Below are 25,027 nucleotides of genomic sequence, written 5' to 3'. Positions count from 1 at the left end.
GGTCTCCTTTGATCGCGTCGGCCCGCCGGGTGTCCGTCCCCGGCGGGCCGTACGCGAGTCGGTTCATTTCACACGTCGCCGCGCGCCCCTGCGCATCTGGGACGGACGGCGGGGCACCTCGCCCGCCGAGACCGCGGCGTGCCGCATCTTGGCACCATAGTCGGCCAGCGCGGCGGCGAGGGCCGATGCGGACGGCTTGTCGGCCATCACGTCGACCCGCAGGCCGAACTCCTCGGCCGTCTTGGCCGTCTGCGGCCCGATCACCGCGATCACCGTGACGTTGTGCGGCTTTCCGGCGATGCCGACGAGATTCCGCACGGTCGAGGACGAGGTGAACAGCACCGCGTCGAAACCGCCGCCCTTGATCGCCTCGCGGATCGGGGCGGGCGGCGGCGCGGCGCGCACGGTGCGGTAGGCCGTGACGTCGTCGCACTCCCAGCCGAGCTGGGTCAGCCCCGCCACCAGGGTTTCCGTGGCGATGTCCGCACGCGGCAGCAGCACCCGGTTGATCGGGTCCAGCATCGAGTCGTACGGCGGCCACTCGGCCAGCAGGCCCTCGGACGACTGCTCGCCCGTCGGCATGAGGTCGGGCTTCACGCCGAACTCCACCAGCGCCCGCGAGGTGGCCTCGCCCACGGCGGCGACCTTGAGCCCGGCGAACGCGCGGGCGTCCAGGCCGTATTCCTCGAACTTCTCGCGCACCGCCTTGACCGCGTTGGCGCTGGTGAAGGCGACCCACTCGTAGCGGCCGGTCACCAGGCCCTTGATGGCGCGGTCCATCTGCTGCGGCGTCCGCGGCGGCTCGACGGAGATCGTCGGCACCTCCTCGGGCACCGCGCCGTACGAGCGCAACTGCTCCGACAGGCCCTTGGACTGCTCCTTCGTACGGGGCACGAGGACCCGCCAGCCGAACAGCGACTTGGTCTCGAACCAGGACAGGCGGTCGCGCATGCCGACCGCGTCGCCCACGACGATCAGCGCGGGCTCGGTCATCCCGGCGTGCTTGAGGTCGGGACCGAGCCGTCCGAGCGTGGAGACCACCGTGTACTGCTCGGTGGTCGTGCCGTCGCTGGTCACCGCCACCGGCGTCGAGTCGGGCTTGCCGCCCGCGATCAGCGCCTTGCCGATCGGGACCGCGTCCGCGACGCCGTTGTAGATCACCAGCGTGCCCTCGCACGCGGCGTGCTTCGCCCAGTCGTCCGTCTGCGCCGCGTCCACGATCCGGAACTCCGGCGCCGACGCCGCCGGCGGGATGCCGGCGTACGTCAGCACGGCCGTGGCCGGCGGCACGCCGGGCACGATCTCGAAGTCCACGTCCGCCTTGGCGCAGGCGGCCACCTCGTCGGTGACGGAGGAGAAGAAGGACGGGTCGCCCGAGCACAGGCGCACGACCGTACGGCCCGCCTTGGCCTCCTGGATGGTCTTCAGCGACACCGAGTTCTCCGCCGCGTCCGCGGAGATGTCGACGACCTCGACGTCCTCACGGCAGTGGCGCAGCAGCGCGCCGTACGCCTGCCGGTCGAGCACGACGACGTCCGCCCTGCCCAGCAGGTCGGCGCCGCGCAACGTGAGCAGGTTCTCGTCACCGGGGCCGGCGCCGATGAAGGCGACGAACCCGGACCGGGTCTGAGTGCTGTGATTCGCGGGGCTCAATGGGCCTGCTCCCCCATCAACGTGTCGGCCCCCTCGGCGATCATGGCTGCCGCGAGTTCGCGGCCCATGATCACTGCCGTCGTAGAGGGTCCGGAGGTGGACTTGCGCACCGACCGCGCGCCGTCGACGTCGACGACGGTGGCGGTCAGATTGAGAATGTGCCCGTCACCGGAGGCGAAAGCACCTACCGGGGCCGCGCAACCGGCCTCGAGGGCGGCGAGCACCGAGCGCTCGGCGTCCACAGCGGCCCGCGTGAGCGGATCGTCGACGGCGCGGAGCAGCTCGATGAGATCGTCACGGTCGGCCAGGCACTCGACGGCGAGGGCGCCCTGCCCGGGGGCGGGCAGCATCTCGTCGACCTCGAACACCTGGGCGATCTCCCCGTCCCGGCGGATCCTGGCCAGCCCTGCGGCGGCCAGCACGATGGCGTCGAGCTCGCCCGACGTCACCTTGCCGATGCGGGTGTCCGCGTTTCCCCTGATGGGGACGTAGTCGAGATCCGGCCGGAGCAGGCGCAGCTGGGCCACCCGGCGCGGCGAGCCGGTGCCGACGCGGGCCCCGGCGGGCAGGTCGTGCAGTTTGGTCGGGCCGACGAGCGCGTCGCGCGGGTCGTCCCGCCGCGTGATCGCGGCCATCGCGATCCGCTCGTCCGGCTTGGTCGGCAGGTCCTTCAGCGAGTGGACCGCGAAGTCGACCTCGCCGGCGAGCAGCCGGCCCCGCAGGTCGTTCACGAACACGCCGGTGCCGCCGAGCTGGGTCAGGTGGGCCCGGGACACGTCGCCGAACGTGGTGACGCCGACGAGCTCCACCTCCCGGCCGGTCAGGGCGGTCAGCCGGTCGGCGACGATCTGCGACTGCGTGGTCGCCATCAGGCTCTTACGAGTGCCGAGCCGCAGTGGGGCGGTCACTGTTCCACCTCCAGGCTCGAAACGGCTTCGGGCGCCTTCGGGTCGAGGCCGAACAGCTCGCGCAGCGCCTCCGCGTACTGGTCGCCGCCCGGGGACGCGGCCAGTCGCTTGACCCGTACGGTCGGTTCGTGGAGCAGCTTGTCCACGACCCTCCGCACAGTCTGGGTGAACTCGTCGCGCACCCGTACGTCGATGTCGGGCAGGCGGGACAGCAACCGGCCCATCTCCGCCTCGACCACCCCGGCGGCCTTGCTGCGCAGGGCCACGACCGTGGGGGTGACGAGCGCGGCGCGCGCGGCGTCGAGATAGGCGGCGACCTCCTCGGTCACGATCCGCCTGACCTCGCAGATCGCCTCGGCCCTGCCGCCGTCGGAGACGTCGTCGCCGACGCCGTCCTGCTGCATCGACTTCAGGTCGACCAGCGTCACGCCGGGCAGGTCCCGTACGCCGGGGTCCACGTCGTGGGGCAGCGCGAGGTCGAGCAGGAACAGCGGCCGATCGCGGTCCCCGATCATCTCGGGGGTGATCGTGCGGGTCCCGGCGCCGACGCAGGAGATGACCAGGTCGGCCTCCGCCAGCTCGGCGGGGACGTCGGCCAGGTTCGCCGCCCGCCCGCCGACCGTCTCGGCGAGCCGTTCCGCGCGCTCGCGGGTGCGGTTGGCGATGACGATGTCGGTCACGCCGGCGCGGGACAGCGTCGCGGCGGACAGCGAGCTCATCGAACCGGCGCCCACGACCAGGGCGCGCCTGCCGGTGATCGGGCCGAGCACCCGCTCGGCGAGCGTCAGCCCCACCCCGACCAGCGACGCGCCGGCCCGGTCGATGCCCGTGTCGGCGTGCGCGCGCTTGCCCACGCGCAACGCGTGCTGGGCCAGCTCGTTGAGCGTGGTCCCGGCCGTGCCCTCCTCCTGCGCCAGGCGCAGCGCGGCACGGATCTGGCCGAGGATCTGCCCCTCGCCGATCACCATCGAGTCGAGCCCGCAGGCGACGGTGAACAGGTGTTGCACCGCCCGGTCCTCGTAGTGCACGTAGAGGTGCCGCGCGAGCAGATCCTGTGGCAGGCCCGAGTGCGCGGCGAGCGTGTTCGTCACCGCGGTGACGCCGCCGTGGAACCGGTCGACGACGGCGTAGACCTCGACGCGGTTGCACGTCGAGACGACCAGCGCCTCGGACACGTTCTCGTCCGCCTGCACGTCGTGCAGGAGCTTGACGAGCGCGTCCCCGCTGACGGTGACGCGTTCGAGCAGCGCTACCGGCGTGGTCCGGTGGCTGAGGCCGACGACGAGGACACTCATGAGCTCGCTCCGATCGATGGCTCACTCACATGACCACCCCGTCCGGCCACTCCTCGGCCATGATGGGCCCTCCATTAGCCTTGCGCTGCTCGTGGAACGCAAGTATCTGCAGCTCGATGGATAAATCGACTTTACGGACATCCACGCCGTCAGGCACAGCCAAGACGACGGGGGCGAAGTTCAAAATACTGGTGACGCCGGCCGCGGTGACACGATCGCAGACCTGCTGCGCCGCGGTCGCGGGGGTGGCGATCACCACGATCGAGACTCCGCGCTTCCTGATCACCGACTCCAGTTCGTCGGTGTGCTCGACGACGAGACCCGCGATGCGGTCGCCCACGACGTGCGGATCCGCGTCGAGAAGACCGGCGATCCGGAACCCGCGGGAGGCGAATCCGCCGTAGTTGGCCAGCGCGCGGCCGAGGTTTCCCACGCCAACGATCGCCACGGCCCAGTCCTGAGTGAGACCAAGCTCACGCGATATTTGGTAGATGAGGTACTGCACGTCGTAGCCCACACCCCTGGTGCCGTACGACCCGAGGTGGGACAGGTCCTTGCGGAGCTTGGCCGAGTTCACCCCGGCGGCGAGCGCCAGGTCCTCCGAACTCACCGTCGCCGTGCCCCGCTCGGCCATCCCGTTGAGCGCACGCAGATAAAGCGGCAATCTCGCGACGGTGGCGTCGGGGATGCCACGGTCGCGGGCCTGCGGGATTCGGCGGATCACTTGCCGGGGCTCCAGGGGAACGGACGGCCGGTTGCGCCCCCGGCCGCACAGCGGATGCGACGGTTGGATTCCAGGTTAGTGCTTTTGTGAAGCAATGCACAAAGTCGATCGTGCGGGGCTTCCCTCGCATCCAAGGGTCCCAGGAGGGGGCGGCGGTCTCCATTCCGGGCTGCGGGCATCGCGATAATCGGGAGCATGGCTCCTCAAGACCACCGGATCACGCTGCTCGGCAAGCCCGGCTGCCACCTGTGCGACGACGCCCGCGCGGTGGTCGAGCGCGTGGCCGCCGAGCTGGGTGTTTCCTGGGAGGAACGCGACATCACCGCCTCACCCGAGGACCAGGCGGAGTACTGGGAGATGATCCCCGTCGTACTGATCGACGGCGTGCAGCACGACTACTGGCGGGTCAACGAGAACCGCCTCCGCGAGGCCCTGGAGCGCTGAAGCCGCGACTGTGGCGCTCCAGCTCGTCGCCGAGGGCGGGATCGCCTTGATGGCCGGCTACGGCCTGGGGCTGATGAGCACGCCGCCGCCCTGCGGCGGTGTGCTCCGGGGTCACCGCCGCCCTGTGCGAGACCCCCTCATGATCTAGAGGACCTGGCGGGTGGGGAGGGGTGCCACCTTGGCGGCGTTGACGGTGAGCTCGATGACGTTGGCCGCCAGCACGTACCTCACCCGCTCGGTCGCGAACCGCTCCATGTGCGGCTGCCGCTGGTGCTCGCCGTAGCCGACCTCGTCGCGGTAGAGCTCGTAGACGATGCGCTGGAGCGGGGCCGACTTGACGCCGTGGCAGACGAACAGCAGCGTGTCGGGCTCGTTGCGCTGGACGGCCTCCACCGTCTCCTCGGCCAGCTTGTCGAACGCCTCACCCGTGCCGTCGAGCAGCGTGAAGACGGTCAGCAGGCCGTAGATGCCGGGGGCCGGCTTCACCGAGCTCCCCTGACCGGCCGGACGGTCCGCCTGCCCCTGCCCAGCGCCCTGCCCGCCGCCCTGCCCGCCGCCCTGACGGCTCATGGCCGGCCGCGACCTGCCGCCGAAGCCCACGCCGAAACTCGCCGCGAGGTCGGCCGGGTCGGGGACCTCCGCCCCGGGATAGAGGGCCCCGGTGGCGGGCATCGCCCTGTCGGGCTCGGCCGGCGGCGCCGCGGGCATGCCGTACTCGGGCCGGCGGGGCTGGCCGTACTCGTCGGCGGCGAGAAGCTGACCGGTCGCGGGCCCGCCGAAGTCGTCGGCGGGCGGACGGCCGTCGGAGGGCCGCATGCGGGCGGCGTAGTCGACCTCGCCCTGCTCCCCCGCCCGGTATTCGGCCACCAGATCTCCGAGCCCCGAGCGTCGCGGCGCTCCCGGCGCCCCTGCCGCTCCCGGAACGCCGGGGGGCACCGCGCCCGGCCCGCCGGGACGGCCGCCCGGGGCCCCGCGCGGCGGCACCGGCGGCCCCGAGGGCGCGGAGGGCACGCGGGTCTCGGCACGCAGCGCGGTGTCGGCCCGGGCGCCGCGCCGCCCCTGCCACTCCTCCTCCGCGGGCTCCTCGTCCTCGCCCTCGTCGTCGTACGGCGCGAGCGGGCGGGCCACGGCATACCAGACGCCTCCGGCGGAGGCGGCCAGCACCGCGACGACGACCAGCCCCGGAAGCCCGAATTCGAGCACACCCGAGATCGCCATTCCCGCCGGGGCGAGCACGACGGCCGCGTTCATGTTGTCGACGTCGTACTCGTCGCCGTCACGCCAGGCCATCACCGCCATGACGAGACAGAGCAGGAGAAGGAAGACCACCAGGCCGTGGACGCCCCGCAGCAGCCACTCCGGCCACAGGTCCCAATGCGCCGGCCCGTCAGGGAGGGATTTGCCGAACCCGGCGGTGACGACGGGGTCGAGCACCATGATGACCGTGCCCACAACCGTGAACGCGGCGCCGAGGAGCCATCCGGCGAAGCGGGCGCCGCCCCTCTCCGCGAGGAGCTGGATGACACCGACCGCCAGCCACAGCGGCGCCAGCAGCGAGCCGGTGATCTGGTAGGCCCGGAACGTCACGGGCCCGAACCCGGTGAGGTGACCGACGGCGATGGCGCCGAGCGACAACGTCAGCGCGCCCGTGGCGATGCTCCACGCGATCAGCCAACCGGCCGGCTCGTCACGGAGACGCCCGACGAGAACGCCGGTGGTGATGCCGGCGAGCAGAGCGCCGGCGAACGCGAGGAGAGCGACGAGGACTTCCATGGTGGCACCCATGCTGCCGGACATCGGCTTCCCACCGGTAGCCGGTCACCCGGTCCGGCGATGTCGTCACCCGTGTCTTCCCTGCCGAACGCGATTCCTCCATCCGAACGGATTGTGTTATCTCCCGTTGATTTCTAGAGTGTTCGAGCACGCCGACTCCCCTTCCCCCATGGGATAACGGATGCCGAACACGTGGCCGTTGGCCGGGCTTTCTCCTCCGGCCGCCGCAGGAGCAGCGCGACCCGCGCACTCCACCGGTCTCTCCGACCGGGAGCACGAGCACGACGAGATGCGAAGTCTCGTACTGCGCGCCAAGACCGGCGACAGCGAGGCGTTCGGCATGCTCTACGACCACTACCTGGAACTGATCTACCGGTACGTCTACTTCCGGGTCGGCAGTCACGCGCTGGCCGAGGACCTCACGAGCGAGACGTTCCTGCGGGCGCTGCGGGGCATCGCCGAGTTCACCTGGCAGGGCCGCGACTTCGGCGCCTGGCTGGTCACGATCGCCCGCAACCTCGTCACCGACCACTTCAAGTCGGGCCGCAACCGCCTCGAGGTGACCACGGCCGAGATACTCGACACCCCCCTGGACGGCCCGCACATCCCCGAGAACGCGGTCGTCACGAACATGGTCAACGAGCGGGTCATGCTGGCGATCAAGCAACTCGGCGCCGAGCAGCAGGAATGCGTGATCCTGCGCTTCCTACACGGGATGTCGCTCGCCGAGACGGCGAAGATCATGGGCAAGAAGGCCGGGGCGATCAAGGCGCTCCAGTTCCGGGCGATCAGGGCCCTCGCCCGGGCGCTTCCGGAGGATCTCGGCTGAAACGCCCGTAACCATTACCCATACCCCATCGTTGGGCATGTGGCAGGTCGGATCTTCAGGCGGTTGTCGCGGGCCGTCCGGAAGGTGATGAAACGCTTCCGAGCGGCCCCGCGAGCGGATTCCACTCGGCGTCAAGCGGGGATGGCGGGAGCGTGATGGGCTGGTGGCGACCCTCGCGCCGCGCGGGCGGCCGGTCGGCGGCCCGTACCCGCGGTGTCGCCGCGCGCGTGGGCGGCCTGCGCTCTCTGCTGGGCGGCGGCCCGAGACCGGAGTTCCGCGAGAGGCTGCGGGCCGACCTGATGCGCGCCCATGCCGCCGAGCGCGCCGCCGGCAGGCACGCGGCGGGAAAGCACGCGGCGCCCCCCGCGGCCGCACCCACGCGGCCCCGGCCCCGCAGGTCCCTGCTCGTACGGCTGTGCCCCCTGCTGGTCTTCTGCGTACTGCTGGCGGGGATGTTCGGCGCCGGTGTGCGGGTCTACCACTCGGTGCCCGGCGAGGCGCTGTACCCGCTGAAGAGGCTGGCGGAGTCGACGGTGCTCGACCTCGCGTACGACGATGAGGAGCTGGCGAAGCGGCAGATGGTCGCGGCGCGGCAGCGGGCGGCCGAGACCGCCTCGCTGGTGGGCGCGTCCGCCCCGGACCGCGGCCGGCTGATCGCGCAGACGCTCGACGACATGGAGACGACCACCAGGGCCGCGCTCAGCCGGGTGGCCCGGCCGGGACGCGCCTCGGGTGAGGCGCGCGAATTCGCCCGTGAGCAGCGCAATCTGGTGGAACCGCTACTTCCGAAGCTCGACCGGGAAAATCGCGATAAGGCCAACCAATACCTGAGTTATATCGAGTCGTTCACGGGTTCCGGCCGTTGACACGTCATGTCCCGCTCACCCCCTGGTCCCGTTCCGGGCGCCGCACGGCGGTTAAGCTGATGAGCCATGAGGCGGCTATTGCGACGGCGGGAAGCGGCGGAAATCGCCGGCGAGGTGGCGGCCGCCGCGGCGGTGTCCGCCCCCGAGGTCGTCCCCGATCTCACCGCGGCGGCGTTCTTCGACGTCGACAACACCATGATGCGGGGCGCCTCGATCTACCACTTCGCCCGGGGTCTGGCGGCACGCGGCCTGTTCACCAGCCGTGACCTCATGAAGTTCGCGCTCGGGCAGGCGTGGTTTCGCGTGCGGGGCAACGAGAACCCCGAGCACATCGCCAAGGCCAAGGAGATGGCCCTCGCCTTCGTCGCCGGGCTGAAGGTGGACGAGGTCGTCCGGCTGGGCGAGGAGATCTACGACGACGTGATGGCCGACCGCGTGTGGCAGGGCACCCGCGCGCTGGCCCAGGCGCACCTGGACGCCGGGCAGCGCGTGTGGCTGGTCACCGCCACACCGGTCGAGCTGGCCCGGGTCATCGCGCAGCGGCTCGGGCTCACCGGTGCGCTCGGCACGGTCGCCGAAACCGCCGACGGCGCCTACACCGGAAGGCTCGTCGGCGACCTGTTGCACGGCCCCGCCAAGGCCGAGGCCGTCCGGGCGCTGGCGCGCCGCGAGGGCCTCGACCTCGCCCGCTGCTCGGCCTACAGCGACTCGGCCAACGACCTGCCGATGCTCTCCCTGGTGGGGCACCCACACGCCATCAACCCCGACAGCGAACTGCGCGAGCACGCCAGAGAGAGCGGCTGGGAGATCCGCGACTTCCGCACGGGCAGGAAGGCGACGATGATCGGCCTGCCGATCGCCGCGACCGCGGGGGCCATCGCGGGCGGCGTCGCCGCCGGGATCGCCCTGCGCCGCCACTACCGCTCGGCCCTCTGATCAACCGGTCGGTCGCCTGCCCGCGGGCGCCTCGCGTACGCCCATGAACGCGGCCGTGACGGCCGTGACGGCGACGAGCGCGGCGGCGATCCCCAACGTGAGCCGGATCGCCCCCAGGGCGGCGCTGCCCGCATCGGAGTGCGCCCGGACGTCCGCGGTGAACCTGTGGAGGAACGCGGTGCCGAGAACGGCGACGCCGAGGGTGCCGCCGAACTGCTGGACGGCGTTGAGCAGGCCGGCGGCGGAACCGGTCTCGTGCGCCCGCACCCGTGACAGGGCCGTGGTGAAGAACGGAACGGTGAACAGGCCGTTTCCGGCTCCGCCGAGTGACAGCGCCGCGAGCAGGGGCCAGGGGTAGCCGTCGGCGGACGCGGCCCGATATACGGCGACGGCGCAGATCAGCCCGGCGAACAGGGCGGCGAGCCCGACGAGCATGATCTTCGCTCCGTGCCGGGGAACCAGGCGGGCACCGGCGTACCAGGAGGCGACGGCCATGCCGGCCGACCATGGGAGCAGGGTGAGCCCGGCGGTCAGGACGTCGCCGCCCAGCCCCAGCTGCACCTGCAGGACGATCGCCACCGTCAGTCCGTTCATCACCGCGAAGAACAGCGTGGAGGTCGCCAGCGCGGCCGGGAAGGCCCGGTCGCGGAACAGGCTGGGCTCGATCAGCGGGCTGCGGCCCCGCCGGGCGCGGTGGCGCTGGTGCCACCCCAGGACCGCGAGGACGACGACACCCGTCGCGAGAGCGATCCAGACCCAGGCGGGCCTGCCGGCGGCGTCGCCCTGGATGAGGGGATACACGATCAGGCCGGTGCCGAGCACGGCCAGCGCCGTGCCGGGCAGGTCGATGCGGGGAGGGCGCGGCGACCTGCTCTCCCGCAGGACGGGCAGGAAGGCCAGGACGAGGGCGGCGAGGGGAACGTTGACGAGGAACGCCGCCCGCCACGACGCGCCGAACAGGTCGACGCGGGTGAGAACGGCGCCGAGCACGGGCCCGCAGACGGCGGCAAGGCCCATCACCGGACCGATGGACCCCATGGCCTTGGCCAGGTCGTCTCCCTCGAACATGGACCGGATCAGCCCGATGGTCTGCGGGATGATCAGCGCGGCCGCCGCTCCCTGGACGGCACGGGTGGTGATGAGCATTCCCGAGCCGGTCGCGCAGGCGCAGACGGCCGATGAAAGCGCGAAGAGGGCGACCCCGGCCGCGAACACCCGCCTGCGCCCGGCGAGATCGCCCAGGCGGCCGCCGGGCACCAGCAGCACGGCGAAGGGCAGGGTGTAGGCGGCGCTGAACCACTGGATGTCGGACTCGGCGCCGCCGAAATCGCGGTGGATCACGGGCGCGACCACCGTCGTGATCGTGGCGTCCAGCAGGTTCATCGCCTCGGCGACCAGCAGCGCGACCAGGGCCGCCCACCGCCGTCGATACGCCGTCGCTACGGCGGTGTCCTCCAGTGCGGGCATGGCGTGTCCTTCCGGGTCGTTCGTGGGCACGCAGCAGCCTGGGGCGTACGGATGGCGAGCTTCCAGCAAGGACGCCGAATTCGCGGATTTCTTCCACGAGAAGCGGAACCGCGAGAGAATCCGACGATGCTGGATGAACTGGACCGGGGTCTCGTCCATGCCCTGCACGTCGACGGGCGAGCGCCGTTCAGCCGGATCGCCGAGGTTCTCGGCGTGTCCACCCAGACAGTGACGCGCCGCTACCGGCGGCTGCGCGCCGAGGCCGGGCTGCGCGTCGTCGGCCTGCCCGAGCAGGACCGCACCGGTCAGGCGCAGTGGATGATGCGGCTCACCACGACCCCCACCGCGTCTCAGGCTCTGGCGTACGCGCTGGCCCGGCGCCCCGACACCTCCTGGGTCAAACTGGCCTCCGGAGGCACCGAGATCTTCGCGATCGTCCACGCGGAGGACGACGGCCGCCTGTCACGGTCGCTGCTGCTGCACGACATCCCGCGTACGTCCGGGATCACGGCCGTCTCGGCGCACCTGCTGCTCCACACCTATCTGGGCGGCCCGACCGCCTGGCGTGGACGGCTGCGAACCCTCAGCGACGAGCAGCGACGGGCACTCGCAAGGCCGGCCGCCGCACCGGGCACCCGCGACCGGGTGAGCCTGACGGACGGCGACCGCGCCCTGATCGACGTCCTGCGTCACGACGGCCGGGCCGGCTACGCCGAACTCGCCGCGGCCACCGGCTGGTCTCCGGCCACCGCGGCGCGCCGTCTGTCCGAGCTGCGCGCCGGCGGGACGATCTTCTTCGACGTCGAGGTCGACGTCGCCGGCTACGGCGTCACCGCCCAGGCCCTGCTGTGGATGGCCGTCGCGCCCGCGCATCTGGACCAGGTCGCGGCCACCCTGGCCACCCACGACGAGCTCGCCGTCGTCGCGGCCACCACCGGCGCCACCAACCTGCTCGCCCATGCGCTCTGCGCCGGACCCGCCGATTTGCACCGCTACCTCACCCGGCGGCTCGGCACGCTCGACCAGATCCGCACCCTGGAGACCGCCCCCGTCCTGCACACGCTCAAGGCGGCCGGACACCTCACGCCCGTGGCCGCGCGGCCGGGATTCCGCGCGGCACGCGCCTGAACGGCGGTCAGGCCCCGGACCGGCCCCGTACCGGCCGGCTCGGCACGGCCCGCTCGATCAGGCCGGTCAGCTCCCGGTGCACCAGCCTGGGGCGTTCGAAGCCGATCATGTGCCCGGCATCGGGAATTCGCACGAACCGGGCATTCGGCAGCGCCTCGGCGATCCGGCGGCTGTGGACGAGGGGGGTGAGCCGATCCCGCTCACCCACCATGACCAGTGTCTCGATGCGCCGGAGCGCCTTCAGCGCGGCGAACTTGTCGTGCACCCGGAAGTCCCGGAAGAACCCGACCATGACCTCCGTCGGGGTCGCCGAGGCCATCGCGTTGACCAGCCGGATGTGCCGGCGGCTCGCTCCCCTGCCGAACGCGACGTAGCGCGTCACCGGCAAATTCGTCCAGCCCTTCAACCGCGGTCGCCCGTCGATGACCGCGGCGCGGGTCAGCATGTTCTCGAACATCGACGTCGCGACGCGGGGAGCCAGCCGCCCGAGCGGCCCGGGAAGGCCGAAGGTGCTCGCCTCGAGCCCGCCGGACGAGGTGCTGAGCAGCGCCGCACCGGCCACCCGCGACTCGACCAGGGCGGGATGCCGCTCCGCGAGCGCCATGATCGTCATGCCGCCCATCGAGTGCCCGACGAGGACGACCGGCAGCCCCTCCGGCACGGAGGCCTCGATGACGGCGGCCAGGTCGTCGCCCAGCCGGTCGATCGTGCACGCGTCCACTGCCCCGGCCGTGGAGTCGCCGTGCCCGCGCTGGTCGTAGAGGATCAGCGTGCCCAGGCCGGCCAGGGCCTCGCGCTGGAGCTGCCAGCAGTGCCGGTTCATCAGCCAGCCGTGCGCGAAGACGACGGCGCACCGGGGCTCGGGATGGTCGTCGATCTCGACGGCGAGCCGCACCCCGTCGCCGGTCGTAACCGTCATCCGGCGCACGGGCGCGCGGTCCAGAGCCTGCGCGGCCTTCCTGGCCTGCGTCCGCCTGCCCTGGACCCGTCGCGCGGTACCGATCGCCAGGCCGAGGGCGAGCCCGGCGAGGGCGGCCTTCCGCCCCTTGCTCATGGTGCTCCTCCGGGGTGAGAGTGAGCACACCATACCGACCAGTAGGTCGCTTTGCCGGACCGGGTCTCGATGATGCCCGGACGCCCTTGCGGAACGATGTCGCGGTGCACCGAAGCGGCGAACGCCTCGTTGTCACATCGTGATCGGCGGAAACGCGGGCCCCCGGCGCAGCCGCAGGGCGTCGAGCTGCGCCTGCATGCTCTCCCGGATCCGGTCGGTCAGGTCGAAGACCAGCATGGGGTCGTCGGCCTCCTCCGGGTCGTACTCGTCGGTACGGATCGGCTCGCCGAACTCGATCAGCCACTTGGACGGCAGCGGGAGCAGGCCGAGCGGCCCGAGCCAGGGGAAAAGCGGTGTGATCGGCAGGTAGGGCAGGCCGAGCAGCCGGGCGAGCGACGGGCTGTCGCCGATCTTGGGATAGATCTCCTCCGCCCCCACGATGGCGCACGGCACGATCGGCACGCCGGCTCTGATGGCCGACGCGACGAACCCGCCCCGGCCGAACCGCTGGAGCTTGTAGCGCTCGGAGAACGGCTTGCCGAGGCCTTTGAAGCCCTCGGGGAAGACACCGACGACCTCGCCCTTGCGCAGCAGCCGATCGGCGTCCTCCCGGCAGGCGAGCGTGTGACCGGACTTGCGGGCCAGGTGCCCGAGCACGGGCAGCTGGTAGACCAGGTGCGCACCGAGCAGGCGCAGCGGCCTGTCCAGCTCGTCGTGCACCGCGACCTGCAGCATCAGCGCGTCCACGGGCAGCGTGCCGGAGTGGTTGGCCACGATCAGCGCGCCCCTGCCGGGCGGCACGTTGCCGAGCCCGAGGACCTCGACCCTGAACCAGTGCCGGTAGAGCGGGCGCAGCGCCTCCAGCAGCACCGTGTCGTTGAGCTCGGGGTCGAAGCCGAACTCGTCGATCTCGTAGTCGCCGGTCACCCTGCGGCGCAGGAAGGCGAACAGCTCGGCGAGCCGCTCGTCGGCCGTGCCCCCATATGGGCTCCCATCCGGGCTCCGGTCCGTGCTTTCATCCGGGCGCCGGTCGCGGAAGTCGTCCATGCCGGTCACCGTTTCGTCACGACCTCGGTCAGCCAGTCGACCACGGCGCGCGGCAGCTCGCCGGGGCCGCCGCGTGATCGGAGGAAGTCGTCGAACGCGGCCGCCGTGCTGTACTTCGGCCGCCAGCCGAGCTCGGCGGCGAGCCTGGTGGTGTCCACCGCGCGGCCGTGGCTCATGAGCGACAGCTGCTCGGGTGAGAAGTCCACCAGCCGCGCTCCCCGGGCGAGCCCACTGACCAGGCGGAAGGCGGGAGACGGCATCGGGATCACCGGCCGGCCCGTCCGCCGCACGCACTGGGACAGCAGCAGGACGCCGTCGCCCGCGACGTTGAACACTCCCGGGTGGTCGGCCCGTGACGTACGGCACAGCACCTCGACCGCGTCGTCCTCGTGAACGAACTGCAGCCGGGGGTCGAAGCCCAGCACGGTGGGCAGCACCGGCTGGGAGAAGTACCGCGTCAGGGGCGAGTCGACGGTCGGTCCCATGAGGGTGGCGAACCGCAACGTCGTCGTCGTCACGTCGGGCCTGCGCCGGGCGAAGCCCCGCACGTAGGTCTCGACCTCTGTGGCGTCCCCGGCGTAGCCGTGATGGGACGCCTCGACCGGCATGGTGTCCTCGGTGAACACGGCCGGAGCGTGCGGCGAGGAGCCGTACACGGCCGTGGTGGACCGCACGACCACCCGGCGCACCGTGGCGGAGCGCTGACACGCCGCGAGCAGCTGCATCGTCCCGATGACGTTGTGCTCCTTCATGGCCGGCCGGCCGCCCGACTCGACGCCGGGGCCGCTGACCAGGCTGAGGTGCACGACGGTGTCGACGTCGGCGTCCCTGATGACCTTGCCCAGGTCGGGACTGCGCAACGCGACCCGCACGAACTCGGTGCGGCCGAGCACCGCGCCGTCCTCCCCGGCCGGGGATGGCGGCGGTGCCGTGTCCACGCCGATAACCCGGTCGACCTCCGGATCGGCCGCGAGCGCGATCGCCACACGAGCGCCGATGTGACCGGAGACACCGGTGACAAGCACAGTACGAGTCATCGACGCCTCGCCGGGGATGTGCGTGTTCACGGTCGCCCGGTCCCTGGGGACCGGTGCGCGCTCCGTCTCGGCTACTTCTTGTTACGCCGCTGGATACGGGTCTTCTTCAGCAGCTTGCGGTGCTTCTTCTTGGCCATGCGCTTACGGCGCTTCTTGATCACAGAGCCCACGGGACCCCCAGGTGAAGGTGTGTCTGTCAAACCGGCGCGCGAGCGCACACCGGCTCAACAGACTACCGGCGATCCGTGGTAGATCGCTCCCCCGGGGGACCCCGCGTCGGCAGGGAGTCGGCCACGCCGCCGTCAAGCATGACCTCCGGGGCGGTTCATCCCGCTTCGATGAACGCGTCCCGCAAGTAGTCGTGCACCGCCTGCTCAGGCACTCTGAAGGACCGGCCGACACGGATGGCCGGTAACTCCCCCGAGTGCACGAGCCGGTACACGGTCATCTTGGACACCCGCATGACGGTCGCCACCTCGGCCACCGTCAAGAACTTCACCTCGCTGAGAGGTCTTTCGCCTGCACCCATCGGACGCCTCTTCCGCACGTGTTTCCGGGTTATCCCCACTGGTGCCATTGCTCACGCACGTGTACTGCCGTCAGCGTAAGTCCGGACTCCGACTAGGCAAACCCCTCATTTCACCAGTCATCAGAGCCATGTGCCGTCAAAACCGGAAAAATTGCTGGCAGCAGCCGGGCCGTGCCCCTCGCCCCAATCCTGGAACGGACCAACTTCTCTCACATCAGAGTCGCCCAGGCACACGAAAAAGTTGGCAAACGGTGGGCACAGAGCCTCAAAAGTGGGCGCGAAATGCCCGGTTTAGGAGGTCCGGAAGGGGAGTCAGAGGCTACGGGAGACCTGCGCGAGCAGGTACGCCGTCAACGGAGCGTAGAAGCGCGGCAGCACATTGTCGTCCAGGGGAACGGTGACGGCGATCTTCCCCTCGGCCTCGCCCACGAACAGCGCCGGGTCGTTGCTGTCGGCGAAGCCCACGGTCTCGACCCCGGCCTCGCCCGCGGCTCCCGCCCAGCCGTGATCGGCGATCACGAGGTCGGGCCGCTCCTCGGCCAGCATCGCCTCCATCGGCGCCGCGTCGTGGGTGTGCACGAACGTGCCCCGGTCCTCCAGCATCGCCACGCCGTCGAGGTAGCGGATCCGCCTGCGGCGGCCGAGACCGCCGACGTACGTCCACCCCTCGGCGGGAAGCAGCAGCGTCGCCCCGTTCTCCGCGAGGAACCGTGCCATCGCGAGGTGCATGGTGAGCAGGCCGGTCGGGTGGCCGGTGGCGACCACGATCCGGGGCGAACCCCGCCGCAGGACCTTGGCGATGCGCTCGCCCATCTCCTCGACGGCGTCGATGGTCCGCTCGGGGTCGATGGTGTCGGGGCCCTCGCGATGCCCGGGATCGGCCACCACGCCCGCCTTGTCGGCCATGAGCGCCAGCACCTCGTGGTAGGACCACTCGCCCTCGAAGGTGAGCCCGAACAGGTAGTGCGGGTCGCGCAGCGCGAGCGACCGGTAGTGATCGAGGTTGTTCTCGCGACTTGTCGCCACGTCACCCGCGATGGCGGTCCGGACGAGGTGATCGCGCAGTTCGGCTCGGGAGGGTGGTGGTGCGGTCACGACAGGTACAGCGCTCCTCGGCTCGGCGTGATTCCGTCCTTCTCAGGGCATGGGGTCCAGCCCGTGGAAGGGGAACACCGCCTTCCTGGTCGCGATGACGGCCCGGTCGACGGCGTCCGCTGGATCGTATCCTCCCGAGATGTCCCGCCACTGCGGATGACGACCGTCTGTCATGGTCAAAGGCGGTATCTCCCCGGTGCGCTCCCGCACGTACGTCCGCCAGGTCGCCGGTGTGGCGGTCGACGGTTCGACGGGGCGCCCCAGCGCCTCGGCGATCAGATGGGTCCACGCCCGCGGCACGACCTGGACCAGTTCGTATCCACCGCCGCCCACCGCGATCCACCGGCCGCCGGCGGTCTCGTGGGCCAGCCGGTGCAGCGCCGCGTAGGCCGTGCGCTGGCCGTCCACACTGAGCATGAGATGGGCCAGCGGGTCGAGGGCGTGGCTGTCACAGCCCTGCTGGGTGACCAGGATCTGTGGCGCGAACGCGCGCAGCAGCGGCGGGACCACCGCGTGGAAGGCGCGCAGCCAGCCGGTGTCGCCGCACCCGGCCGGCAGTGCCACGTTGACCGCGGTGCCCTCCGCGCCGGTCTCCTCGGGGAAACCGGTGCCGGGAAACAACGTGCGCGGGCTCTCGTGCAGGCTGATCGTGAGCACTCTCGGGTCGTTGTAGAACGCCGCCTGAACGCCGTCGCCGTGGTGCACGTCCACGTCCACGTACGCGATCCTGGTCGCGCCCTGCGACAGCAGCCACGCGATGGCGACGGCCGGGTCGTTGTAGACGCAGAAGCCGCTGGCGGCGCCGGGCATGGCGTGGTGCAGCCCGCCCGCGACGTTGACCGCGTGCTCGGCCCCGCCCGACCACACCGCCCTCGCGGCGGCCAGCGTCGCGCCCGTGACCAGGGCGGACGCCTCATGGACACCCACGAAGGCGGGGTTGTCCTCGGTGCCGAGCCCGTAGCGCAGGTCCGGACGGCCGTCCTTGGAGACGGTCTTGACCGCCTCGATGTAGTCGCGGTCGTGCACCAGCGCGATCTCGTCCTCGGTGGCGGAGAGGCAGCCGATCGTCGCGGCGGCGTCGAGCACGCCCAGATCGCGCGCGAGCGCCATGGTGAGCTCGACGCGTACGGGCGCGAGCGGATGGCCGGGCCCGAAATCGTACGAAACCAGAGCGTCGTCCCAGACGACCCGCACCGCCTGACTCATGCCGTGACGCTATCGCACGATCGGTGACAGGCGTCCACCCGGGCGTCACAGCCCGTCAGTCCGTGGCCTGATCAGTCCGTACCCCGATCAGCGCCGATCAGTCCGTACGCAGCGCGACGACGGGATCGAGCCTGGCCGCCCGCCGGGCGGGGGCCACGCCGAAGAACACACCGACGGCCGCGGAGACCCCGAAGGCGAGCACGATCGACCACCAGGTGATCGACGCGGGCACCGGCGAGACCGCCTGGATCAGCAGCGCCCCGCCGACCCCGGTCAGGATGCCGATCGCGCCGCCGATCGTGGTCAGCAGCACGGCCTCGATCAGGAACTGGCCGAGGACGTCCCGGCCTCTGGCGCCGAGGGCCTTGCGCAGGCCGATCTCCTTGGTCCGCTCCCTGACGCTGACCAACATGATGTTGGACACCCCGACACCCCCCACCAGCAGGGAGATCCCCGCGATCGCGGCCAGCACGCCGGTCAGCATGCCGAGGACCGTGCCGATCGTGCCGAGCAGCTGGGTCTGCGTGACGGCCGAGAACTTCTCGCCCGGGTAGCGAGCGCCCAGCGCGGCCACGACCCGCTGCCGCAGCGGTTCGATCTCGTCCGGGCCGGAGGCGCCGACGGCGATGCCGTTGATCCTCGGCAGCCCGAGCAGCCGCTGGGCGGTGGTGACCGGCAGATGCACCTCCTGGTCCCGCGCCACCCCGAACGTGGCTCCGACGGTCTCGTAGACGCCGATCACCCGGAACCGCACCCCGGCGATCGTGACCTGGCGGCCGATCGGATCGACGTCCCCGAACAGCTTGGCCGCGACCTCCGCGCCGAGGATCACCACCCGCCGCCGCGTGTCCACGTCGGTCTCGCTGAGGTAGCGCCCTCGGCGCAGCGGCCGGTCGAAGACGTGCGGCATGTTCTCGTCGGTCCCGGTCAGCGTGGCGAACACCTCCACGCGGCCCACCCGGACCGGCTCGCCGGAGTTCACCGCCACCGTCACCTTCGACGGGTCGCCGACCATGCGCCGCACGTACGCGACGTCGGCCAGGTCGAGGCGGCTTTGCGTGGGGGCCGCGCCCAGCCCCACCTGGCCGGGAACCACGAGGATGATGTTGCTGCCGAGCCCCGCGATCTCCTGCTCGACGGCGTTCTTGGCCCCGGTGCCGATGGCGACGAGGATCACGACCGAGAGCACGCCGATGATCACGCCGAGCATGGTCAGCATGCTGCGCAGCCGGTTGACCCGCAGCGCGTCCACCGCCATGCGCAACGCCTCGGCCGTCTTCATGACAGGGTCCTCATCTGTCGAGCTCCACCCGGCCGTCCCGTACGTGGATCTGGCGCCGGGCCCGGGCGGCGACCTCGGCGTCGTGGGTGACGAGGACGACGGCGACGCCGCCCTCGTTGAGCCGTTCGAGCAGGCTCATCACCTCCTCGCCGTTGCGGGTGTCGAGGTTGCCGGTGGGTTCGTCGGCCAGCACCACCCGGGGGTCGCCCACCAGCGCGCGGGCGACGGCCACCCGCTGCTGCTCGCCGCCGGACATCTGGGACGGCCGGTGGGTGAGCCGGTGGCCGAGCCCGACCGCCTCCAGCGCCGCCCTGGCCCGCTCCCGGCGCTCGGCCCGGGACACGCCCCGGTAGACCAGCGGCAGCGCCACGTTGTCGAGCGCGGAGGTGCGGGCCAGCAGGTGGAAGGACTGGAACACGAAGCCGATCGTGCGGTTGCGCAGGTCGGCCAGCCCGGAGTCGTCGAGCGTCGCCACGTCCACGCCGTTCACCCGCAGCGTGCCGGAGGTCGGCCGGTCGAGGCAGCCGAGCAGGTGCATCAGCGTGGACTTGCCCGAGCCCGACGGGCCCACGATCGCCGCGAACTCCCCCTGCCCGATGCGCAGGTCCACCCCGCGCAGCGCATCGACATGCACCCCGCCGTCCAGCCGGTAGGAGCGGGTGAGGCCGATCGCCTCGAACGCCGGCGCCGCCGCCCCGATCGGCTCAGGTGCCGGCCGCGTGGCGGGCGCGCCTTGGCCGTCGTCGCGGCTCACGTCAGAGACTGGCCGGGGCGCACGGTGTCGGCGCCCCTGACCACCACGCGCTCGCCGGGGGACACCCCGCTCAGGATCTCCACGACCGCGTCGCCCTGCGCGCCCAGCCGGACGACCCGCCGTTCGGCCTTCCCGCCGTGCTCCGCCCACACGATCATCTCCCGGCCGCTCGTGACGATCGCCGAAGCGGGCACGGCGGTGGCGTTCTCCGACCGCCGTACGGCGAGCCGCACCACGGCGCTCATCCCGGGTTTGGGCGCGGGGGCCGCGCCGCCGTCGTCGTAGGAGCCCCGCCCCAGGCGCAGCCGTACGGGATAGCTGACCCCGCCGGTCGCGCCCTCCTTGGGGGCGACCCCGACGCCGGTCACGGTGGCGGTGTACGTCCCGCCGGTCACCGCGTCGAACTCGACCTCGGCGGGCGTGCCCTTGCGGACCAGCAGCACGTCGGTCTCGTCCACGTCGGCGGACAGCGTGAGCACGGACACGTCGGTCACGGTGACGATCGGATCACCCGCGGCCACCGGGACGCCGGTGGCGATCGTCCCGCCGGAACGGCCCGCGGGGGCGGCCGCGGCGGCTCCCGCCTGGCCCGCCCCCGTCAAGCCGGACAACCCGGCCGGTAGCTGCGAGACCAGCGCGTCGAGACCGGCGGCGCCGCCGGCGGAGGAAGCGCCGCCGAGCGTGACGATCCCGCCGAAGGGCGCCTTGACGACCAGGGCGTCCACGGTCTGCTCCGCCGCGCGCACGGCCGCTCTGGTCTGGGACCTCGACGCCGCCCGCAGCGACGCCATGGACGCGCTCAGCCCGCTCATCCCCGCGCTCACCTGGCCGCTCACCTGCGACAGCGTCTGGTCGATCGAACGGGTGAGCCCGTCGAGCACCGCCCCGAGCGCCCGCCGCTCGGCCCTCTGGCGCTTCTCCGCGGCGTCGATCGCGGCCAGCAGCCGGGCCCTGACCGTGCGGTCGCCGACCGACCTGGCCGCCTTCCTGGCCCGGGCGAAGGACGTGGCGACCTTCGCGTCGAAGGAGGCCGGCAGCCGCAGGCGCGGCAGCCGTACGCTCACCGGAGCGCCGCCGAAGGACACGGGACGGGCGGCCTGGCTGTCGGCCTTCCGCGCGGCCGACAGCTGCCGCTTGGCCTGGGGAGAGCTGATCTTGGCGATGATCTGGCCCTTTTTCACCGTGTCGCCGTCCTGGACGTACAGACGGGCGACCGTGCCGGATGCGGGGGCGGTCAACGTGGCCGTCGCACGCGCGCCCACCGTCGCCGGGGCCTCGACGACCTCGCTGACGGTGGTCCTGGTGACCGTCGCCACCTGGGCTTTCGGAGGTTCGGTCGACGAGCACCCGGCGGCGAGCAGGACGGCGAGAAGCGGGACGATCCCGCGACGAGGCGTCACCCGGCCAATGGTAAAGGAATGGTCAACGAGTGATCGGGCAGATGTCGATCATCGCATGGCGGCCGGGGCGCGAGCCGCGAGCACCGCCCGGCAGCCGGGACGCCGTGCCTCAGCCGGCGGCGAGACGGCGGCTGCGTTCGCACGCCGCCTCGATGGCGTCGAGGAACGCGGCCCGCACCTTGTGGCGCTCCAGCTCGGCGATGGCGGCGATCGTGGTGCCTCCGGGTGAGGTCACGGCCTCACGCAGGATCACCGGGTGCTCCCCCGAGTCACGCAGCATGATCGCCGCCCCGACGATCGACTGGGTGACCATGTCGAGGGCGGCGGCCCGCGGCATGCCCAGCAGGATCCCGGCGTCGACCATGGCCTCGACCAGGTAGAAGAAGTAGGCCGGGCCGCTGCCGGACAGGGCGGTGGCGGCGTCCTGCTGCTTCTCGGGGATGCGCAGCACCTTGCCCACCGGGCTGAGCAGCGCCTCGGTGCGCTTGAGGTGCTCCTCCGAGGCGTGCGCCCCGGCCGAGATCACGCTCATGGCCTCGTCCACGAGGACGGGCGTGTTCGACATGACCCTGACGACCGCCATACCGTCACCGAGCCTCGCCTCCACGAAGGCGGTCGTGATGCCGGCGGCCACCGAGATCACCAGCCGGTCGGCGGCCACGTGCGGGGAGACCTCGGTCAGCAGCGCGTCCATGTCCTGCGGCTTGACGGCGAGGATCAGCGTCTCGGCCAGCTTGGCGGCCTCGGCGTTGCTCACCACGCGCACGCCGTACCGCTCGCGAAGCGCCTCGGCGCGCTCGGGCCTGCGGGCCGTCGCCATGATCTCGTCCGGTCGCAGACCGGCGCGTACCAGCCCGGAGAGCAGGGCCTCGCCCATCTTTCCGGTCCCGAGAATCGCGATCATTCCTGCACCTCTTCTGGGCGTGGCCGGGATCTCCACGCAGCTTACCGGCCCGCCGCACGCGCGGTTCCGACACCCGGCGTCAAGATCCGGCGACGGGAAATGTTGCGGTTTCGCAACCAACCGCCGACGCCTGTCGCTTTGCACCGTCTTTATCCGGATGATCTACCCAAGATGCCATAAGTCGGTTTCAACGAAGGGGCCGTCGGCGTCGAAGGGGTTCACGTGAAGAAGATCCTCGTAGCGCTGGCCATCGCCGGCCTGGGTCTGAGTGGAGCGCTGGTCGCGCCACCCGCGGCCGATGCGGCCCAGGCCTCCGACTACACGCCGCCCGCGCCGCGGTGGACGCAGTGCGAGGGCCTGCCCGGCGGCATCGAGTGCGCGGCGGTCGAGGTCCCGCTCGACTACACCCACCCCCGGGGCCGGACGATCAAGATCGCCGTCTCCCGCAAGAAGGCGACGGACACCGCCCACTACCAGGGTGCGCTCCTGTTCAACCCCGGCGGACCCGGCAGCAGCGGCCTGGCGTACCCCGCGGTCATGGAGAGCCGGCTGGGCGCCGCCCTCGCCGCCCAGTACGACCTGATCGGCTTCGACCCGCGCGGCGTCGGCTCCAGCGAGCCCTCGCTGAGCTGCGATCCACACTTCTCCGATCCGGTACGGCCCGACTACGTGCCCTCCACCATCACCGAGGAGCTGGCCTGGGCCCAGCGCTCCCGCGCGTACGCCGAGGCGTGCGGCAGGACCTACGGGGACCTGCTGAAGAACATGACCACGACCGACGCGGCCACGGACATGGACCAGATCCGCAAGGCCCTCGGCCAGGAGCAGATCAGCTACGTCGGCTATTCCTACGGCACCTATCTCGGCGCGACCTACGCGACGCTGTTCCCCTCCCGGGTTCGCCGCCTGGTGCTCGACAGCAACGTCGACCCCTCACGGGTGTGGTACGAGGCCAACATCGACCAGAACCGCGCCTTCGAGGGCCGCGCCAAGGACTTCTTCGCCTGGATCGCCAGATTCGACGACACCTATCACCTCGGCACGACGGCCAGGGAGGTGGAGCAGGCGTTCTACACGGCCCGCGCCAGGCTGAAGGACACCCCTGCCGAGGGCAGGGTCGGGCCGGACGAGTTCGACGACACCTACCTGGCGGGCGGCTACCTCAAGAGCCGCTGGCCCCTCCTGGCGAACGCGCTGTCCCGCTACTTCACCGCCGGCGAGACGGCCCCGCTGCTGGCCGCCTACGGCACGTACGGCGACTCCAGCGGCGACGACAACGGGGTCGCCGTCTACTCGGCCGTCGAGTGCTCCGACGCCAACTGGCCGCGCGACTGGGCGAGATGGCACCGCGACATGTGGCTGTCGTACCGCGAGGCGCCGTTCCTGAGCTGGGGCAACGCCTGGTATAACGCGCAGTGCGCCTTCTGGCCCGTGCGCGGCGGGCACGAGCCGCACATCGACGGCCGCCGGGTCAAGGACGCGCTGATCTTCCAGGACACCAAGGACGGCGCCACGCCGTACGAGGGCGGGGTCGAGATGCACAGGCGCTTCCCGAACTCACGCCTGGTGGTCATGGACGGCGGCGGCAACCACGGCCTGACCGGCCGCGGCGACGCGTGCGTCGACGGCATCTGGAAGGCGTACCTGACCGACGGCACGCTCCCGATGAGCCGGCCGGGGCCTGACGCGCACTGCGCGCCGTTCCCCGACCCCGTTCCGCCCGCCCCGGTGACCGCGCTGCAGTCGGCTGTCCCCGTGCAGGGTGACGACTGGGTGCCCGGCGAGCGCTGACACCCCTTCTCCCGCGGGCCCCGGCCGATTCCCGGCCGGGGCCCTGCCTTCTCCGGTTCTCGGGGCACGGGTTCTCGGGACGCGGGGTGCCGGGGCGCGGTTTCTCACGGCGTACGCCGGCGCAGCGTGGCGGCGCCGAGCAGGAGGGCGAGCACGGCCGACCCCGCCACCACGACGACGTCGCGCCAGAACTCGGCGCCCTGCCCGGAGTCCGCGACCGCGTGCCCCATCGCCTCGATCGCGTACGACATGGGCAGCACGTCCGAGATCCATTCGAGCACGGTCGCCATCTGGCCGCGTGGCACGAGGATCCCCCCGAGCAGGATCTGGGGAAGCATGACGATCGGCATGAACTGCACGGCCTGGAACTCCGTACGGGCGAACGCGCTGCACAGCAGGCCGAGCGCGGTGCCGAGCAGGGCGTTGAGCAGCGCGACGAGCACCAGCGGCCACAGCGGGCCGGGCAGGTCCAGGCCCAGCCAGGTGAGGGAGACGGCCAGCGCGAGCGCCACCTGGGCGCACGCCGCCAGCCCGAACGCGAGGCCGTACCCGAGGAGGAGGTCTAGCCGGCCGAGCGGCATCGCCATGAGCCGCTCCAGCGTCCCCGACGTACGCTCGCGCAGGGTCGCGATCGACGTGATGAGGAACATCACCAGGAAGGGGAAGACACACAGGAGGATCGGCGCCCAGCGGCCGAACGACCGCGCGTCGTCGATCACGTAGTAGAGCAGGATCATCACCAGCGTCGGCACCAGCACCATCAGCGCGACCGTGCGCCGGTCGTGGTGAAGCTGGCTCATGATCCGCCGGGCGGTGGCGAGGGTGATCGCGATACTCATGTCACCTCCTCGCCTTCGGCCCGGAGCCGGGTCGCGCGGGAGGCGCGCAGTCGAGCACCCCGCGCA

General features: G+C 71.7%; 24 protein-coding genes. 6 read left to right on the top strand and 18 right to left on the bottom strand.

Going from position 1 to position 25,027, the window contains the following annotated elements; genetic code table 11:
* Window positions 1-63: 63 nt before the first annotated feature.
* Genes ACQPZZ_RS03415 through ACQPZZ_RS03400 form a run of 4 tightly spaced genes read right to left on the bottom strand, consistent with a single transcriptional unit; the run spans window position 64 to window position 4,580 of the window.
* Window positions 64-1,653, bottom strand: coding sequence for a uroporphyrinogen-III synthase (locus ACQPZZ_RS03415; protein ID WP_363634739.1), 1,590 nt, complete (start codon window positions 1,651-1,653; stop codon window positions 64-66).
* Window positions 1,650-2,522, bottom strand: a complete 873-nt coding sequence (hemC, locus tag ACQPZZ_RS03410) for a hydroxymethylbilane synthase (protein WP_432934266.1) — start codon at window positions 2,520-2,522, stop codon at window positions 1,650-1,652. Before hemC ends, ACQPZZ_RS03415 begins: the two co-directional genes overlap by 4 nt.
* Window positions 2,523-2,557: 35 nt before the next feature.
* The gene (locus ACQPZZ_RS03405) at window positions 2,558-3,856 is read right to left on the bottom strand and encodes a glutamyl-tRNA reductase (RefSeq protein WP_432928843.1); all 1,299 of its coding nucleotides are present in this window, start codon (window positions 3,854-3,856) and stop codon (window positions 2,558-2,560) included.
* Between the two features lie 25 nt (window positions 3,857-3,881).
* Complete coding sequence (locus tag ACQPZZ_RS03400; protein ID WP_363634745.1) at window positions 3,882-4,580, bottom strand: redox-sensing transcriptional repressor Rex; 699 nt, start codon at window positions 4,578-4,580, stop codon at window positions 3,882-3,884.
* A gap of 195 nt (window positions 4,581-4,775) precedes the next feature.
* On the opposite strand from ACQPZZ_RS03400, the gene ACQPZZ_RS03395 reads away from it, so the two are divergent.
* Window positions 4,776-5,024, top strand: a complete 249-nt coding sequence (locus ACQPZZ_RS03395; protein WP_363634747.1) for a glutaredoxin family protein — start codon at window positions 4,776-4,778, stop codon at window positions 5,022-5,024.
* Between the two features lie 144 nt (window positions 5,025-5,168).
* Here ACQPZZ_RS03395 and ACQPZZ_RS03390 read toward each other — a convergent pair whose 3' ends face one another.
* Window positions 5,169-6,797, bottom strand: coding sequence for a putative quinol monooxygenase (locus tag ACQPZZ_RS03390; RefSeq protein WP_432928840.1), 1,629 nt, complete (start codon window positions 6,795-6,797; stop codon window positions 5,169-5,171).
* Between the two features lie 289 nt (window positions 6,798-7,086).
* Between ACQPZZ_RS03390 and ACQPZZ_RS03385 the strand changes: the two genes are divergently transcribed.
* The 3 genes from ACQPZZ_RS03385 (at window position 7,087) to ACQPZZ_RS03375 (ending at window position 9,428) form a co-directional block, all read left to right on the top strand.
* Window positions 7,087-7,626, top strand: a complete 540-nt coding sequence (locus ACQPZZ_RS03385; RefSeq protein WP_363634751.1) for a sigma-70 family RNA polymerase sigma factor — start codon at window positions 7,087-7,089, stop codon at window positions 7,624-7,626.
* A 155-nt stretch (window positions 7,627-7,781) separates the two neighbouring features.
* Window positions 7,782-8,492, top strand: a complete 711-nt coding sequence (locus ACQPZZ_RS03380; RefSeq protein WP_432928837.1) for a DUF5667 domain-containing protein — start codon at window positions 7,782-7,784, stop codon at window positions 8,490-8,492.
* A gap of 66 nt (window positions 8,493-8,558) precedes the next feature.
* Window positions 8,559-9,428: an HAD family hydrolase gene (locus ACQPZZ_RS03375; protein ID WP_432928835.1), complete on the top strand. Its 870-nt coding sequence runs from the start codon at window positions 8,559-8,561 to the stop codon at window positions 9,426-9,428.
* On the opposite strand, the gene ACQPZZ_RS03370 is transcribed toward ACQPZZ_RS03375, so the two are convergent.
* A complete protein-coding gene (locus ACQPZZ_RS03370) occupies window positions 9,429-10,895 on the bottom strand; it encodes an MFS transporter (RefSeq protein WP_432928833.1) in 1,467 nt (488 codons plus the stop codon).
* Between the two features lie 126 nt (window positions 10,896-11,021).
* Here ACQPZZ_RS03370 and ACQPZZ_RS03365 point away from each other — a divergent pair, with 126 nt between their 5' ends.
* The gene (locus ACQPZZ_RS03365) at window positions 11,022-12,023 is read left to right on the top strand and encodes an Lrp/AsnC family transcriptional regulator (protein ID WP_432928831.1); all 1,002 of its coding nucleotides are present in this window, start codon (window positions 11,022-11,024) and stop codon (window positions 12,021-12,023) included.
* A gap of 7 nt (window positions 12,024-12,030) precedes the next feature.
* Here ACQPZZ_RS03365 and ACQPZZ_RS03360 read toward each other — a convergent pair whose 3' ends face one another.
* From ACQPZZ_RS03360 to proC, 11 genes are all read right to left on the bottom strand, one after another.
* The gene (locus ACQPZZ_RS03360; protein ID WP_432928829.1) at window positions 12,031-13,077 is read right to left on the bottom strand and encodes an alpha/beta fold hydrolase; all 1,047 of its coding nucleotides are present in this window, start codon (window positions 13,075-13,077) and stop codon (window positions 12,031-12,033) included.
* 132 nt (window positions 13,078-13,209) lie between these two features.
* Window positions 13,210-14,124 (bottom strand): lysophospholipid acyltransferase family protein, encoded by a 915-nt coding sequence (locus tag ACQPZZ_RS03355; protein WP_432928827.1) that lies wholly within the window; start codon window positions 14,122-14,124, stop codon window positions 13,210-13,212.
* Between the two features lie 5 nt (window positions 14,125-14,129).
* A complete protein-coding gene (locus ACQPZZ_RS03350) occupies window positions 14,130-15,161 on the bottom strand; it encodes an NAD-dependent epimerase/dehydratase family protein (RefSeq protein ID WP_432934264.1) in 1,032 nt (343 codons plus the stop codon).
* Between the two features lie 71 nt (window positions 15,162-15,232).
* On the bottom strand, window positions 15,233-15,331 hold the full coding sequence (locus ACQPZZ_RS03345) for a 30S ribosomal protein bS22 (protein WP_018654693.1): 99 nt from the start codon (window positions 15,329-15,331) through the stop codon (window positions 15,233-15,235).
* 155 nt (window positions 15,332-15,486) lie between these two features.
* Entirely contained in the window at window positions 15,487-15,690 is a 204-nt protein-coding gene (locus ACQPZZ_RS03340) for a helix-turn-helix domain-containing protein (protein WP_030456159.1), read from the bottom strand.
* Between the two features lie 312 nt (window positions 15,691-16,002).
* Window positions 16,003-16,785: a phosphatase gene (locus ACQPZZ_RS03335; RefSeq protein ID WP_432928825.1), complete on the bottom strand. Its 783-nt coding sequence runs from the start codon at window positions 16,783-16,785 to the stop codon at window positions 16,003-16,005.
* Window positions 16,786-16,827: 42 nt separating this feature from the next.
* Complete coding sequence (locus tag ACQPZZ_RS03330) at window positions 16,828-17,991, bottom strand: acetoin utilization protein AcuC (RefSeq protein WP_432928823.1); 1,164 nt, start codon at window positions 17,989-17,991, stop codon at window positions 16,828-16,830.
* A gap of 97 nt (window positions 17,992-18,088) precedes the next feature.
* Window positions 18,089-19,273: an ABC transporter permease gene (locus ACQPZZ_RS03325; protein WP_432928821.1), complete on the bottom strand. Its 1,185-nt coding sequence runs from the start codon at window positions 19,271-19,273 to the stop codon at window positions 18,089-18,091.
* Between the two features lie 10 nt (window positions 19,274-19,283).
* Window positions 19,284-20,027 carry an ABC transporter ATP-binding protein gene (locus tag ACQPZZ_RS03320; RefSeq protein WP_432928819.1) on the bottom strand — a complete coding sequence of 248 codons (744 nt, stop codon included), beginning with the start codon at window positions 20,025-20,027 and terminating at the stop codon, window positions 19,284-19,286.
* Complete coding sequence (locus ACQPZZ_RS03315; RefSeq protein ID WP_432928817.1) at window positions 20,024-21,427, bottom strand: efflux RND transporter periplasmic adaptor subunit; 1,404 nt, start codon at window positions 21,425-21,427, stop codon at window positions 20,024-20,026. The genes ACQPZZ_RS03320 and ACQPZZ_RS03315 overlap by 4 nt, the downstream gene beginning before the upstream one ends.
* Window positions 21,428-21,536: 109 nt before the next feature.
* Complete coding sequence (gene proC / locus ACQPZZ_RS03310) at window positions 21,537-22,331, bottom strand: pyrroline-5-carboxylate reductase (protein ID WP_432928815.1); 795 nt, start codon at window positions 22,329-22,331, stop codon at window positions 21,537-21,539.
* 222 nt (window positions 22,332-22,553) lie between these two features.
* On the opposite strand from proC, the gene ACQPZZ_RS03305 reads away from it, so the two are divergent.
* Window positions 22,554-24,122, top strand: a complete 1,569-nt coding sequence (locus ACQPZZ_RS03305) for an alpha/beta hydrolase (RefSeq protein WP_432928813.1) — start codon at window positions 22,554-22,556, stop codon at window positions 24,120-24,122.
* A gap of 104 nt (window positions 24,123-24,226) precedes the next feature.
* Here the strand turns inward: ACQPZZ_RS03305 and ACQPZZ_RS03300 are convergent, their stop codons facing one another.
* Window positions 24,227-24,961 carry an ABC transporter permease gene (locus ACQPZZ_RS03300; protein WP_432928811.1) on the bottom strand — a complete coding sequence of 245 codons (735 nt, stop codon included), beginning with the start codon at window positions 24,959-24,961 and terminating at the stop codon, window positions 24,227-24,229.
* Window positions 24,962-25,027 lie beyond the last annotated feature (66 nt).

The organism is Microbispora sp. CA-135349, assembly GCF_050947365.1.
Taxonomy (GTDB): Bacteria; Actinomycetota; Actinomycetes; order Streptosporangiales; family Streptosporangiaceae; genus Microbispora.
The sequence above is the reverse complement of the archived record's forward strand: the minus strand, read 5'-3'. Positions and strand labels throughout refer to the sequence as shown.

Bases quoted from the DNA above. Each gene is read 5' to 3' on its own strand.
- hemC (WP_432934266.1), bottom strand. From the start codon at position 2,522: ATGGCGACCACGCAGTCGCAGATCGTCGCCGACCGGCTGACCGCCCTG.
- ACQPZZ_RS03405 (WP_432928843.1), bottom strand. From the start codon at position 3,856: ATGAGTGTCCTCGTCGTCGGCCTCAGCCACCGGACCACGCCGGTAGCG.
- ACQPZZ_RS03395 (WP_363634747.1), top strand. From the start codon at position 4,776: ATGGCTCCTCAAGACCACCGGATCACGCTGCTCGGCAAGCCCGGCTGC.
- ACQPZZ_RS03390 (WP_432928840.1), bottom strand. From the start codon at position 6,797: ATGGAAGTCCTCGTCGCTCTCCTCGCGTTCGCCGGCGCTCTGCTCGCC.
- ACQPZZ_RS03385 (WP_363634751.1), top strand. From the start codon at position 7,087: ATGCGAAGTCTCGTACTGCGCGCCAAGACCGGCGACAGCGAGGCGTTC.
- ACQPZZ_RS03380 (WP_432928837.1), top strand. From the start codon at position 7,782: ATGGGCTGGTGGCGACCCTCGCGCCGCGCGGGCGGCCGGTCGGCGGCC.
- ACQPZZ_RS03375 (WP_432928835.1), top strand. From the start codon at position 8,559: ATGAGGCGGCTATTGCGACGGCGGGAAGCGGCGGAAATCGCCGGCGAG.
- ACQPZZ_RS03370 (WP_432928833.1), bottom strand. From the start codon at position 10,895: ATGCCCGCACTGGAGGACACCGCCGTAGCGACGGCGTATCGACGGCGG.
- ACQPZZ_RS03365 (WP_432928831.1), top strand. From the start codon at position 11,022: ATGCTGGATGAACTGGACCGGGGTCTCGTCCATGCCCTGCACGTCGAC.
- ACQPZZ_RS03360 (WP_432928829.1), bottom strand. From the start codon at position 13,077: ATGAGCAAGGGGCGGAAGGCCGCCCTCGCCGGGCTCGCCCTCGGCCTG.
- ACQPZZ_RS03355 (WP_432928827.1), bottom strand. From the start codon at position 14,124: ATGGACGACTTCCGCGACCGGCGCCCGGATGAAAGCACGGACCGGAGC.
- ACQPZZ_RS03350 (WP_432934264.1), bottom strand. From the start codon at position 15,161: ATGACTCGTACTGTGCTTGTCACCGGTGTCTCCGGTCACATCGGCGCT.
- ACQPZZ_RS03340 (WP_030456159.1), bottom strand. From the start codon at position 15,690: ATGGGTGCAGGCGAAAGACCTCTCAGCGAGGTGAAGTTCTTGACGGTG.
- ACQPZZ_RS03330 (WP_432928823.1), bottom strand. From the start codon at position 17,991: ATGAGTCAGGCGGTGCGGGTCGTCTGGGACGACGCTCTGGTTTCGTAC.
- ACQPZZ_RS03325 (WP_432928821.1), bottom strand. From the start codon at position 19,273: ATGAAGACGGCCGAGGCGTTGCGCATGGCGGTGGACGCGCTGCGGGTC.
- proC (WP_432928815.1), bottom strand. From the start codon at position 22,331: ATGATCGCGATTCTCGGGACCGGAAAGATGGGCGAGGCCCTGCTCTCC.
- ACQPZZ_RS03300 (WP_432928811.1), bottom strand. From the start codon at position 24,961: ATGAGTATCGCGATCACCCTCGCCACCGCCCGGCGGATCATGAGCCAG.